General features: G+C 68.4%; 12 protein-coding genes and 3 pseudogenes. 11 read left to right on the forward strand and 4 right to left on the reverse strand.

The window, feature by feature from the left end:
- Positions 1–290: 290 nt before the first annotated feature.
- Together OIU81_RS36050 and OIU81_RS36055 are read left to right on the forward strand one after the other, a co-directional pair.
- Complete coding sequence (locus OIU81_RS36050; protein WP_329154603.1) at positions 291–1,301, forward strand: DUF1259 domain-containing protein; 1,011 nt, start codon at positions 291–293, stop codon at positions 1,299–1,301.
- Positions 1,302–1,324: 23 nt separating this feature from the next.
- Positions 1,325–1,767: pseudogene (locus tag OIU81_RS36055) on the forward strand (FAD-dependent monooxygenase); the annotation flags it as partial.
- 98 nt (positions 1,768–1,865) lie between these two features.
- Here OIU81_RS36055 and OIU81_RS42465 read toward each other — a convergent pair.
- Positions 1,866–1,955 (reverse strand): annotated as a pseudogene (locus OIU81_RS42465) (IS21-like element helper ATPase IstB); the annotation flags it as partial.
- A gap of 353 nt (positions 1,956–2,308) precedes the next feature.
- Between OIU81_RS42465 and OIU81_RS36060 the strand changes: the two are divergent.
- From OIU81_RS36060 to OIU81_RS36070, 3 genes are read left to right on the forward strand one after another with little or no spacing between them, the layout of a single operon-like run.
- Positions 2,309–3,751 carry a family 2B encapsulin nanocompartment shell protein gene (locus OIU81_RS36060; RefSeq protein ID WP_329154605.1) on the forward strand — a complete coding sequence of 481 codons (1,443 nt, stop codon included), beginning with the start codon at positions 2,309–2,311 and terminating at the stop codon, positions 3,749–3,751.
- A 15-nt stretch (positions 3,752–3,766) separates the two neighbouring features.
- On the forward strand, positions 3,767–4,825 hold the full coding sequence (locus OIU81_RS36065) for a family 2 encapsulin nanocompartment cargo protein terpene cyclase (protein WP_329154606.1): 1,059 nt from the start codon (positions 3,767–3,769) through the stop codon (positions 4,823–4,825).
- Positions 4,826–4,860: 35 nt separating this feature from the next.
- On the forward strand, positions 4,861–5,736 hold the full coding sequence (locus OIU81_RS36070) for a geranyl diphosphate 2-C-methyltransferase (protein WP_329154607.1): 876 nt from the start codon (positions 4,861–4,863) through the stop codon (positions 5,734–5,736).
- A 108-nt stretch (positions 5,737–5,844) separates the two neighbouring features.
- Here the strand turns inward: OIU81_RS36070 and OIU81_RS36075 are convergent, their stop codons facing one another.
- Positions 5,845–6,297, reverse strand: coding sequence for an Lrp/AsnC family transcriptional regulator (locus OIU81_RS36075; RefSeq protein WP_329154608.1), 453 nt, complete (start codon positions 6,295–6,297; stop codon positions 5,845–5,847).
- 111 nt (positions 6,298–6,408) lie between these two features.
- On the opposite strand from OIU81_RS36075, the gene OIU81_RS36080 reads away from it, so the two are divergent.
- The 4 genes and pseudogenes from OIU81_RS36080 to OIU81_RS36095 all read left to right on the forward strand — a co-directional run bounded on the left by OIU81_RS36080 (position 6,409) and on the right by OIU81_RS36095 (position 8,983).
- Entirely contained in the window at positions 6,409–7,026 is a 618-nt protein-coding gene (locus OIU81_RS36080) for a LysE family translocator (RefSeq protein ID WP_329154610.1), read from the forward strand.
- Positions 7,027–7,033: 7 nt separating this feature from the next.
- Positions 7,034–7,176 (forward strand): annotated as a pseudogene (locus tag OIU81_RS36085) (DUF4442 domain-containing protein); the annotation flags it as partial.
- A gap of 70 nt (positions 7,177–7,246) precedes the next feature.
- Complete coding sequence (locus OIU81_RS36090) at positions 7,247–8,212, forward strand: GNAT family N-acetyltransferase (RefSeq protein ID WP_329154612.1); 966 nt, start codon at positions 7,247–7,249, stop codon at positions 8,210–8,212.
- Positions 8,213–8,377: 165 nt separating this feature from the next.
- Entirely contained in the window at positions 8,378–8,983 is a 606-nt protein-coding gene (locus OIU81_RS36095) for a hypothetical protein (RefSeq protein WP_329154614.1), read from the forward strand.
- Here OIU81_RS36095 and OIU81_RS36100 read toward each other — a convergent pair.
- Both OIU81_RS36100 and OIU81_RS36105 read right to left on the reverse strand, forming a co-directional pair.
- Entirely contained in the window at positions 8,974–9,726 is a 753-nt protein-coding gene (locus OIU81_RS36100; RefSeq protein ID WP_329154616.1) for a nucleotidyltransferase domain-containing protein, read from the reverse strand. The genes OIU81_RS36095 and OIU81_RS36100 overlap by 10 nt on opposite strands.
- Before the next feature lie 255 nt (positions 9,727–9,981).
- Positions 9,982–11,127, reverse strand: coding sequence for an ABC transporter substrate-binding protein (locus OIU81_RS36105; RefSeq protein WP_329154618.1), 1,146 nt, complete (start codon positions 11,125–11,127; stop codon positions 9,982–9,984).
- 706 nt (positions 11,128–11,833) lie between these two features.
- On the opposite strand from OIU81_RS36105, the gene OIU81_RS36110 reads away from it, so the two are divergent.
- Both OIU81_RS36110 and OIU81_RS36115 read left to right on the forward strand, forming a co-directional pair.
- The gene (locus tag OIU81_RS36110; protein ID WP_329154620.1) at positions 11,834–12,328 is read left to right on the forward strand and encodes a DUF2975 domain-containing protein; all 495 of its coding nucleotides are present in this window, start codon (positions 11,834–11,836) and stop codon (positions 12,326–12,328) included.
- Positions 12,328–12,603 (forward strand): helix-turn-helix domain-containing protein, encoded by a 276-nt coding sequence (locus tag OIU81_RS36115; protein ID WP_329154621.1) that lies wholly within the window; start codon positions 12,328–12,330, stop codon positions 12,601–12,603. The genes OIU81_RS36110 and OIU81_RS36115 overlap by 1 nt, the downstream gene beginning before the upstream one ends.
- Positions 12,604–12,712: the final 109 nt, after the last annotated feature.

The following is a 12,712-nucleotide window of genomic DNA, read 5'->3' on the forward strand; positions in this document are numbered from 1 at the left end:
CTCCTGATCCTCCTTCACCACGTCACCACGTCACCACGTCACCACGTCACCACGTCACCACGTCACCGCGGCGCCGCTGCCGGACGTCACATGAGTGCCGGCGGGGGAGCGCGTTCCGCTCACGTCACGCAGCACCGCAGGGCGTGAGCGACAACCACGGACCGCCCCGCCCCCACCCCGGGCCGCTTCACCCGTCGCGACGACTACTTAGCCCACCTGGCCCCCGGTGAGGGCGGCGATGACGGTGTATCAGGTTCGCCATGTTTCCATCGCGTGATGGAGGTGCTCACGTGATCGCTGGAGACCGCACACCACAGCAGGACACCGACCCGCGAGCGGGTGCGTCGAGGCGGCGCGTGCTGGCCGCGGCCGCCCTGGCGCCGGTACTGGCCAGTGCGCCGAGCCCCGCTCGCGCCGTGCCCACAGGGGTGGCCGAGGTGAGCCGCCGGGAGCTGGTCAAGCCGGTGCCCACGACCCTGTCGGACTGGGCGGGTGTGGCTCGCACGCTGGGTGGCCCGGGCGACATGAAGCGAAATCTGATGTACCACACCGGTCTTCCACGCCGGGACCTCCGGGTGGTCTCCCGAAGGATCACCGTCCAACCGTCCCTGGCCCTGGGCTCGCACGTGTCCTTCGTCCGCTACGCCGACGGCAGCACGCTGCTGATGGGCGACGTGGTGGTCACCGAGGGCGAACTGCAGAAGTTCACCGATACCCTGCACCGGCACGGGATCGAGCAGACCGCGATCCACAAGCACCTGCTCGCCCAGACTCCCGACATCTGGTGGATCCACGTCCATGCGCACGGCCACGACCCGGTGGTCATCGCCCGCGGCCTGCGCGCCGCATTCGATTGCACCGGCACCCCGCTCCCGCGGCCGGCCGGTCCGATGCGGGCCGTCGACCTGGACACCGCCGGCATCGACGCCGCCCTGGGCGTCAAGGGTTCCACCGACGACGGCATCTACAAGTGCATCTTCGTCCGGCGCGAGACCATCACTGACGGTGGCCTCGTACTGCCCCCGGGGCTGGGATCGACCAGTGCGTTCAACTTCCAGCCGCTGGGCGGCGGCCGGGCCGCGATCAGCGGGGACTGCGCCATGATCGCCAATGAGGTGCAGCACGTCCTGGTGGGCCTGCGCCGCGCCGGGGCCGAACTCGTCGAGCTGCACAACCACGGCCTGAAGGACGAGCCCCGCCTGTTCTTCACCCACTTCTGGGCCGTCGGCGACGCCGTCGAACTCGCCCGCGCCCTGCGCCCCGTTGTGGCGGCCACCAACGTCGTAGCTGCGGGGGGCTGAGCGGCCACCGCTGAGTGCGGGCGTCCGACACGCGGCACCCTGCTGCCGTGAAGGCGGTCGGTGGCGGGTCGATGTTGGCCGGCGATCAGGGCAAGAGGCAGATCGGGGCTCAACGTGAGAAGGGCGGGACCCTTCACGTCTACGCGATGCTGTCCGCCGCTGGAGTGGTTCGGCGGTATCGACTTCGCCGATCCCGCCGATCCCGCCGATCCCGCCGCGGCCGCCGCACGCATCACGCAGGCGTGTGACGGCTGGGCGCCGGAACTCACTGCCCTGTTCACCGACAGCGACATCGCACCGGTGACTCGGTGAGGCCCTCGTGACGCACGCTGGTGACATCGAGACCGCGCTCTCCGCGTACGAGCAGGCAATGTTCCCTCGCAGTGCCGAGCAGCTCGCGACAGCGGAAGACCCTGACAATCCCACACTCGAGGACGTCATCAACTTCTTCGCCCGGGACGAGTAGACCTCATGAGCCGCCCACTGAGACCACCACGGTGACGGTCACTCCTGCTCAGGTGCCTCAACCGCTCAGTGACAGCCGTTCGTGGAACGGTCACCGTGACCGTTCCACGAAAGGGAGGCGTCGACGGTAGCCCCGCAATGCCGGGGATCTGTGAATGTCTGCGTCCAGCCGCCGAAGGACTCGTTCGAGGTGCCGGAGGATCCATCCGGCGATGGCCCCAGGGCGGCTTGGCGGTCACCGGCCGCCGGTGAGGTGCATGACAATGGCCGGATTGGTTCGGCTTGTTGTGCCGCGCCCCCGGACCCCACTGACCTCCGCATACTCCCGCACGCCGCGGCGGGATGTGCCACAGCCGGGGCGCACGGAGGCACCACTATGCGCCGTCTGCTTCGATCCGGGGTTTGTGCCTTCTGGTCGCGAGGCCGCCCCCTTTCACGCCGTACCGGCGTGCCCTTCCTGGCTGTTTGGCTGTCCTTGCGCACGGCCACCTTGCTCACCACCGGCCGTTTCCTTCACCTCTGTTCACCTCCCGGGAGGGAATGTGTCCGTACCGGACAGTGTCACCGGTTCCGCCACCGAAGAGCCCGGTCTCGCACCACCCCCGCACAGCGCGCCCACCAGCCTCAGCACACAGGCCGCGCGCCACCTGGCGACCACCACCAAGTCCGAGCCCCAGATGCAGGCCATCACCTCGCGGTGGCTGCTGAAGATGCTGCCCTGGGTGGACGTCAAGGGCGGGACCTACCGGGTCAACCGGCGTCTGCAACTCCGCGTCGGCCGAGGCCGTGTCCAGTTCGAGCACAACGGCGCCGACGACATCAAGGTGATCCCGCAGACGCTCACCGAACTGCCCGCCCTGCGCGGCTATGACGACACCGAGGTCCTCAAGGAGCTCGCCGGCCGCTTCCGTGTCCGGGAGGTCCGGGCCGGCCAGACGCTCTTCGAGGAAGGGCAGCCGGTCACCGAGGCCTATCTCGTCGTCCACGGTCGCTTCGCCCGCTACGCCGTCGGCAAGTACGGCGACGAAGAGGCCATCGGCGTCGTCACGGACGGCGACCAGATGGGGGACGAGGCGATCGGCCGGCCCGGCCCCCTGTGGCTGAGCTCGGTCCGCGCCGAATCCGCCGGCGTGGTGATGGTGCTGCCGTGGGACGTGGTCCAGGAGGTCACCGACCGGGCGCCGTCCCTGGCCGCGCACCTCGCCGCGTACGCGGAACGGCAGCAGCGCCCCATGAACCGCAAGGGAGAGGCGGAGGTGCCGGTAGCGGCGGGGCACGTCGGCGAGCCGACGCTGTCCGGCGGCTTCGTCGACTACGACCTGGCGCCCCGCGAGTACGAACTCTCCCTGACCCAGACCGTGTTGCGGGTCCACAGCCGGGTCGCCGACCTCTACAACGAGCCCATGGACCAGACCCAGCAGCAACTCCGGCTGACCGTGGAGGAGATCCGCGAACGCCAGGAGTGGGAACTGGTCAACAACCGGGAGTTCGGGCTGCTGCACAACGCCGACTACGGCCAGCGCATCAGCACCTACACCGGCGCGCCCACCCCCGACGACATGGACGAACTGCTGTCCATGCGCCGCAAGACGCGGCTGTTCCTGGCGCACCCGAAGGCGATCGCCGCCTTCTTCCGCCAGTGCAACAAGCGCGGTCTGGTGCCGGGCACGGCGAGCGTCGACGGGCACGACGTTCCCGCGTGGCGCGGTGTCCCGATCTTCCCGTGCGGCAAGATCCCGATCAGCCAGGCCCACACCACCAGCATCCTTGCGCTGCGTACCGGGGAAGCGGACCAGGGAGTCGTCGGCCTGCACCAGACCGGCATTCCCGAGGAGTACCAGCCCGGCCTCAACGTCCGGTTCATGGGCATCGACCAGGCCGCCGTCATCAAGTACCTCGTCACCGCCTACTACTCGGCGGCCATCCTCGTGCCCGACGCGGTCGGAGTCCTGGAGAACGTCCAGATCGGCCGCAGCGCCGACTGACAGTGGAGTACGTACATGAGCACCTCCCCGAACGACACCGCCGCGTATGCGCTGCCCGGCCCGCCGAACCTCGTCCGTAGCCTGCGGAACCGGCGCAGTACCACCGTGCCTGGTCTGAGGTTCCGGCCCGCCGCCCCCGTCGACCCCGCCAAGGTCGAGGAGATCGACCGCCGGCTGGAGAGCTGGGCCCGACAACTGGACCTCTTCCCCGCACAGTGGAGCGGGGACTTCACCCAGTTCAAGTTCGGCCGGGCCGTCGCCCTGCAGCACCCCGGCGCTGCCGACCTCGAACGCCTCACCGTCGCGGGCAAGTTGCTGCTGGCCGAGAACATCGTCGACAACTGCTACTGCGAGGAAGACGAAGGCAAAGGCGGTGCGCACCGCGGTCTGGGCGGTCGGCTGATCATGGCCCAGTCAGCCCTCGACCCCTTCCACGGCACCGCTGAAACGGAAGAGCAGTGGCGTCGCGGCGTGCAGAGCGACGGACCCCTGCGCTCGTACCACTGGGCCCTCAAGGACTACGCGGCCGTTGCCACCCCCAGCCAGGCCGACCGGTTCGTGCACGACATCGCACGGCTGCACCTCGGCTACCTCGCGGAGGCCTCCTGGGCGGAGACCCGGCATGTGCCGGAAGTCTGGGAGTACTTGGTGATGCGGCAGTTCAACAACTTCCGCCCCTGCCTGTCCATCGTGGACACGGTGGACGGCTATGAACTGCCCGAAGCGCTCTACGCCCGCCCCGAAATCCAGCGGATCACCAGCCTGGCCTGCAACGCCACGACCATCGTCAATGACCTGTACTCCTTCACCAGGGAACTGGCCAGCGACCCGACCCACCTCAACCTGCCCCAAGTGGTCGCCGCCAACGACAAGAACGGTCTGAAGGCCGCTTACCTCAAGAGCGTCGAGATCCACAACCAGATCATGGAAGCGTTCGAGACGGAGTCCGCCCCGCTGTCCGCCGCCTCGCCCCTCGTCGAGAGGTATGTGCGGGGTCTGACCGACTGGGTGTCCGGCAACCACGAGTGGCACGCCACCAACACCGAGCGCTACCAGCTGCCCGACTACTGGTAAATCGAGCCCACGCACCACACCAGCAAGGAGCCACGTTGACCACCGTTCACGCCGACACCGCACGCATCCCGGTGCCGACCCAGTCCACGTACCAGAACCGCGTCGCGGACTACTGGAACGCCGAGGAAAACCCGGTCAACCTCGAACTCGGAAAGATCGACGACCTCTACCATCACCACTACGGCATCGGGGACGCCGACCGGTCGGTGCTGGACGAGTCGGATCCCGGCCGGCGCCGTGAACGCCTCACCGGCGAACTGCACCGGCTGGAAGAGGCCCAGGCCCAACTCCTCGCCTCGCACCTCGGCCAGCTCTCGCCCAGCGACCGGGTCTTCGACGCCGGATGCGGACGCGGCGGCGGCAGCGTCGTGGCGAACCTGCGCTACGGCTGCCACGCCGACGGGGTCACGATCTCCGCCAAGCAGGCCGATTTCGCCAACCAGCAGGCCCACAAACGCGGCATCGACGACAAGGTGCGCTACCACCACCGCAACATGCTCGACACCGGCTTCGCCTCCGGCGCGTACGCGGCCTCGTGGAACAACGAGTCGACCATGTACGTCGAGCTTGATTTGCTCTTCGCCGAACACGCCCGGCTGCTGCGCCGCGGCGGCCGGTATGTGACCATCACCGGCTGCTACAACGACACCTACGGGCGCGCCTCCCGCGAGGTGTCCCTCATCAACGCTCATTACATCTGCGACATCCACCCCCGCTCGGCGTACTTCCGCGCCATGGCCCGCAACCGGCTCGTCCCGACGCATGTCCAGGACCTGACCCAGGCAGCCCTCCCGTACTGGGAACTGCGTAAGCAGGCCGACCACCTGGTCACCGGCATCGAGGACACCTTCCTGACCGCCTACCGCAACGGCAGCTTCCAGTACCTGCTGATCGTCGCGGACCGAGTCTGAGACCACCCGCACGGGGCCGTGCCACTCAGGGCGCGGCCCCGCGCCTGTGACCGGAGCACTGACGAACAACCACCGCCGCGGACCACCCGCGCAGACCACCCGCGCGGACTACTCGGGCAGGGGCCGGTCGTCGACGACGTGCTTCATGACGAGGGTGGAGGTCAGGCGTTGAACGCCCGGCAGCCTGGCCAGCTGCTGGTCGTAGAGCTGCTGGAAGGCGCCGAGGTCGGTGGTGGCGACGCGCAGAAGGTAGTCGGGTTCGCCGAAGAGGCGCTGGGCCTGGAGCACGTGGGGGACGGCGGCCACGGCCTCTTCGAAGGAGGTGACGGTGTCGGGGTCTTCCCAGCGCAGGGTGGCGAAGACGAGCGCTTCGAAGGTGAGGCCCAAGGCGACCGGGTCCACGACGGCGCGGTAGCCGCGGATCGCTCCCTCGCGCTCGAGGTCGCGCAGGCGGCGGTGGCAGGGCGAGACGCTGAGCTGCACGCGGGCGGCCAGCTCGGTGACGGTGAGACGGCCGTCCAGCTGTAGCTCGGCAAGAATTTTCCGGTCCATGGCGTCCATGGGAAAGATTCTCCCTCAGATGGCGCGATCATGGAGTAAATGAAGGAACACCTTCGGGCAGATCCGGCCTAGCCTTCCTCTCGAAAAGCGGAATGCGAGAGGGAACGATCCATGAACACGACCACGCTGGCGGCATTTCTGGCAGTGGACCTCCTGCTGGTGTTCACCCCGGGCGCGGACTGGGCCTATGCGATCTCCGCGGGCCTGCGGGGCCGCTCGGTCGTCCCCGCGGTCGCCGGGCTGATAGCCGGATACGCGGGATACACCCTGCTCGCCGTCGCGGGCCTGGTGGTGATCGTGGCGAGCTCCCCGACCCTGCTCACCGCGCTGACCGTCGCCGGCGCCGTCTACCTGGTGTGGCTCGGCTTCGGCGTGCTTCGGCAGCCGGCCACCTTGACGGCCTCCGAGTCGCCGATGGAGTCCTCCCGCGCGCAGATCATGCTCAAGGGGATCGGGATCAGCGGCCTGAACCCCAAGGCGCTGTTGCTGTACTTCTCGCTGTTCCCGCAGTTCATCAACCCGGCGACGGGCTGGCCGGTCGCCGCGCAGACCGGCCTGCTGGGCACGCTCCACATGGCCGCCTGCGCCGTCGTCTACCTCTCCGTCGGCGTCCTGGCACGCACCGTCCTGAAGACCCGGCCCGCCGCCGCCCGGGCGGTCACCCGCGCCTCCGGTGCCATGATGATCGTCATCGGCGGGTTCCTTCTGGTGGAACGCCTGGCCGGCTGACGAACCCGGCGACCACATCGAGGCCGTCGGAACGGTCTTGCAGTCCGGACGCACCCTGACCGTGTGCCGGCTGGAGGTGTACGGCATCCAGGACGGCCGACGAAGTGCGTCGCGAACGGGCAGCAGCCACTGATCCGAGCGAATCGTGAGCATGCCATCTGGCAGAACCTGCCGAAAAACCCTTCGACGCGCCCTTTAATCCCTTTGTACTGTTTGTTAGATGACTATCAGCCTCAAGCCGCTCGCTACGGCCGAAGCCCGGGACCTCGCGACCCTGCGCGAAGAGGTCGAACACGTCGACAGGACGGGCCTGCACGAGGACGAGGTGGACGTCCGCCATGAACTCACCGACCCCAAGGTGGACTTGGCGCGTCACACCGTCGGCTTCTGGCAGGGATCTCGGCTGGTGGCGTACGCCATGGTGTACGAGCCGGAGCGGGTACGGGACATCGCCCGCTTCGAAACCGCCGCAGCCGTCCATCCGGACTGGCGTCGGCAGGGGATCGGTACGCGGCTGGTCGACTGGATGCGCAGCCGCGCGGAGGCGATCCGGGCGGAGCGTCACCCCGGCGAACCGGCGGAACTGCTGATGGACGGGACGGCCGGCAGCGCGGGGCTGGCGGCTCTGGCCCGGCACGCCGGTTTCGCGCCCCGTCGGTACTGGTTCAGCATGACGCACGGCCTGCGCGCGGACCGGCTGCCCGCCCTGGGGATGCCGGACGGCCTGCGCCTGACGCCCTTCGATCCAGTCCTCGACGAAGCGACCCGGATCGCGCACAACGACGCGTTCCGCGATCACTGGAATCACACCGAGACGGACCGAACCGACTGGGACACCTGGTTCACCGGGGCCCGTTCGTTCCGCGCCGGTCTCTCCTCCCTGCTGCTTGACGCCGAGGGCAGCGTCGCGGCGTACCTGCTCGCCGACGAGTACGTCGCCGACCACGCGGCCACGGGCGACCGCGGGTGCACGATCGGCCACCTGGGCACCGTGCAATCCCACCGGGGACGCGGTGCGGCGCGCGCCCTGCTGGCGCACACCTTGGCCGAGGCCAGGAAGCAGGAGTACGACAAGGCGGAACTGGTCGTCGACGCCGCCAACCCGACAGGGGCCCTGGGGCTCTACGAACGGATGGGCTTCGCGACGGAACGGGAGTTCGTGACGTACGCCCGGCCACTGGACTGAACAGAAACGGCGGGTCCGTCGCTCGCTCATGGACATGCCGGGGCCGGCAGCAAATAGCCCATTTGGTGATTCCGGTAGTGGGGCTCGCCGGTGCTGCGGCATTGTCGTTTCCGGCGCCCCGGTCGAGGACGCGTCGGGTGCGGGTGGAGTGGCTGGAGGAGTGCCATGGGTGAGCGCGAGACGTGGACGACGGAGGAGTTCGGCTCTTCGCACGCGGGCGCGGTCGGTGTGCTCCTGGCCGACGGTAGCGTCCCGGCGTCCGTCTTCTTCGGGATGAACTCTGGTGGGGGTGGGCGGTCGGTGTCGGAGTGGAGCGTCTATGACGGCCGCTTCGCGTACGGACCGCGGGCGGCCGCGTTGCGCGCGGTGTGCTCCTGCGGCTGGAATGGCCCGGAGCACGAGCTGGACTGGGACATGATCGGCGAGCGGAAGCTGATCGAGGCGGCGGGCGGCACGGCGGACACCTGCGCGCAGGACTGGGACGCGCACACCGTGGAAGTGGAACAGTCGGCCATTCCCTTGCCGGAGACGGTCACCGCTTTGCTGGCACAGTTGCAGGAGGAGATCGAGAAGCTGGCGAAGACCTCGCCGCTGGCGGCCGTACGGGCAGCCCGACGGCTGGAAGTCGCTGCGGGGCAGGTCGGGTATGGGCCGGCCCACGAGGCCCGGCAGGACACGACAGCCGAGCAGGCCGCCGCCGCCCTTGGGCTGACCGAGGAGGCGGCTCGGAAGCTGATGGCCCGCTTCGGCGGCTGGAGCCCCTACTGCTGAACACCGGTCGGCCGTGCCTGCCAGCGGTGGGAATACCCCTCGCGCAGCGGCCCGCCAATCAAGTCCAGCAGGTTTTCCGCCGCAGCTGCCAGTGGGGTGGGGTCGGCTCGTTCTGCCACGGCTCGGTGCCCGGCCAGAAGGGCGTTCCCCAGCACTGGATCTGCGGCAATGAGCCGACGGGGCATCCACTTTCCTATCCCTGTCCAGGCACCGTGGTGAGCAGTGACGAGCTCGGCCGCTTCCCGCAGCACGTGGTCAGCGACGACGAGCTGCTCATAGCGGTGCACCGATGAGGTGACGGTGTCGGCCAGGTCGTCCAGATAGCAAGTCAGTACATAGCGTCCATGGCGCCACTGTTCAGCTGTCAGCGGCGGTGGCCCCATGGCGACGACCTCTTCTGCCAGTTGGCGAGTCCGGGTCACCTGCCCATGAGGATCCGTCAACGTCATCCCTTGGGCGTAGACGAACACCACGGTCGCTCTGCGGCGCGCCCGATCCCACTCGAAGAACTCGGGCACGTCGCCTACTGAGTTGAGGAACAACTCGACGAGGCGACCTTCGTAACGGATCACCTCTCGCCCGCTTCCTGCGGAGTCCGGAAGAAGGACTCCGATGTCGAGGTCACTCGTCGGAGTCGAATTGCCGAGGGCGGCTGACCCTCCGAGAACGGCCCCGAGCGCCTGCGGGAACAGTTCGCCCACGAGACGACCGGCCTGCGAAAGTGCGGCTTCTTGATCCTTCATGGGCGTTCATCGTGCCACTGCGAGAAGGCAGCGGCGCGGGAGCGGTCGTGTGGTGTGCCGAGCCCAGACCGCGCATCCGACAGCTCGGGCATGCGGATGTCCAGAGGTACACGTCGGGCCATAATCGCCGGGCCTCCTACCGGGCACGGTCGCAGGAGGTACACGGCCGGCCGCGCCCCTCAGCCGGAGAGGGGCTCGGGTGCCGCCGCCGAGAGTATGTGGCGGGCACCCCGTCGGCCCTGGTGTGCGTCTCGGTCATCCCGAAGAGGGCTGGCCCCAGCTCTGGGCGATGACGCCCTTGGCATTGCTCTGCTGGGTCTCGGTCGGGAAGGTCGGCGTGCCGGAGACCTTCGGCAGCTTGGCGGCCGCGGCCTTGTCGAGCGTGCCGGCCTTCTTCATGGCGGCCATCAGAGCCGGGCGGGCGTACCCCTTGAGTCTGGTGTTCTGGCCCTCGGCGCTGTAGAGGTACTCCAACCACAGGCGCGCGGTAGCGGGGTGCGGCGCATCCTTGTTGATGGCCTGCGAGTAGTACTGGGAGAACTTGCCGTCCGAGGGGACCACGACCGTCCAGTCGCGGCCCTTGGACTTGAACTCGTCGGTGTACCCGGCGTTGAGGTAGTCCCAGTCGATGCTGATCGGCGTCTTGCCCTTCGCGACGGTGGCCGGGGTGGAGTCGAGGGACGTGAAATTGCCGCTTCTCTTCAGCTTGGCGAAGAAGTCTATGCCGGGCTGGATGTCGTCGAAGGAGCCGCCGTTGGCGAGAGCGGCCGCGTACACGGCGCCGAAGGCCGAACCCGACTTGGTGGGACTGCCGTTGAGCGCGACCTGCCCCTTGTACTGCGGCTCGAGCAGTTCCTTGAAGCTGGTCGGGCAGGTGTGCACACGCTTGGCGTCGCAGCCGAAGGAGATGTAGCCGCCGTAGTCGTTCGACCAGCGGCCGATCGAGTCCCTCTGGGCATCGGGTACGTCAGCGAAACCGGCGACCATGTACGGCGCGAGCAGCCCGTCCTGAGCGGCGCTCTGCGCGAAGGAGCTGCCGAGGTCGAGGACGTCGGGCGCGCTGTCCTGGCCCTTGCGCGAGGTGACCGCGTTGATTTCGTCCTGGCTGGAGCCACTCGGGTTCTCGACCTCGACCTTGATGCCGTACTTCTTCTTGAAGCCGTCGATCAGGGCGCCGTAATTGGCCCAGTCGCGGGGGAGCGCGATCGCATGCAGCGTGCCCTCCTGCTTGGCCGCCTTGGCCAGGGCGTTGATGCCGCCGAAGGCCTCGGCCGTGGTCGCGGTGGCCGCGTTCTTCCCGCCGGTTGACGCGTCGGGGGCGCCACAGGCGCTGAGGGCGAGTGCGGCGGCGACGACGAGGGCGCCGGTGAGGACGGCAGTCCTCGGCAGGGACACGGTCACGGACTCTCCAGGGGTACGCACAGAGGGTTGAGGGGATTCATGCGGGGCCACACAGGGGATGCACGTGGGGGGTGAGCACCTGTCCGACAACGGGTCCGAACAAGTTGGCCTCAGTAGGCCCAACTATGGTGTGCACCAGGTAAACATTGGTCAAACTATTAGCTCCGATTCCCTCACAATCGCAGCTCGCAGGGGTTACCACGGCACCTTGTCCAGGTTGGCCGTACTGCACACTTTCCACACAACTCGGCGCAAGAGGGAACGCGTGACGGTTTGCGGGTGGCCGCGGCTTCGCGCTGTCCGGCCTTGGTTTGTGGCTGCCTGCGCATCGCGGTTGATGCCGGCGCCAACACCACCCCCCTCGAGATCGCGCGCGACGTCGCCGGCCGCGCCGGAACGAGGCCGCCGCCGACGCCCGCCGCAGCCAAGCTCACCGGACCCCTCCTCTTCCCATCCGCACCACCATCGCACCTGAAGGGAGGGGAGAGGGGGCAAATGTCAATCCCCTGGTTTTGTGGAGCCGTTGGTTATGCGGCCCGGCCCGGCCAGCCTTCCTGATCGGTTCGAGCTCGCGCTTCCTGGCTGATCCGTTCGAACTCGGTGGGCGGTTTCCCGCCGGCCGCGCCGTGGCGATGATTCAGGCCCATCTTGCCAGACCCATCGATATTCGATAGATTTCCATCGCGTTTCGATCAGAGGAGTGACGTTGGGAAAGCTGACAGTGCTTGCGCTGCGTGCCGTGATGGTGGTGCTGCTCGCCGGATCGGTGTTCACGCAAGTGGTGATGGTGGCGATTCTGGCGGGCGCCGTGGAGGAGAGCGTCCTGGCGGCGGAGTGGCGCACTCCGGCCCTCGTGATCACGCTCCTGGTTCTCGTGACGGTCCAGGTCACCCTGGTCTGCGTGTGGCGGCTGGTGACGATGGTGCGACGCGGAACGGTGTTCTCCCACGCCGCATTTCGCTATGTCCACCTGGTGATCGGCGCGTTCGTGGCGGCCGCGCTCCTGGTGTTCGCGCTCGGGGTGGTCCTGGCGCCGGACAAGACCGTGGCCCCGGGCGTTGTGGCCCTGCTGGGCGCGGTTTCCCTGGCGGTCTTCGGGGTCGCGCTCATCGTGCTCGTACTGCGGATGTTGCTCGCACAGGCCGTGGCACGCGAGGTGGAGGCGTCGCGGCTGGGGGCCGAGCTGGCCCAGGTGATCTGATGCCGATCTCCGTCGACATCGACGTGATGCTGGCCAAGCGGAAGATGTCCGTGGGCGAACTGGCGAACCGGGTGGGGATCACACCCGCCAACCTGGCGGTGCTCAAGAATGGTCGTGCCAAGGCGGTGCGTTTCACGACACTCGCCGCGCTGTGCGAGGTGCTCGAGTGCCAGCCCGGAGACCTGCTGCGCTGGGAGCCGGAGACCCCCGGGGACGGGGGCAGCGCCGCGCACGAATCCGGAGCATCCGTCCCAGCTGGACCTTCGCCATGGTGACCACGGTTCCGGTAGCCGGCTTCTGCACGTGATCACCGGGTACGAGGCCGCCGGCGTCCTCCCCACCCTTCACTGCGGTGGCCCGGAACCCCGCCGTCCTGCCCGCCGC

The sequence above is a fragment of the Streptomyces sp. NBC_01454 genome (assembly GCF_036227565.1).
In the GTDB taxonomy this organism is placed as follows: Bacteria; Actinomycetota; Actinomycetes; order Streptomycetales; family Streptomycetaceae; genus Streptomyces.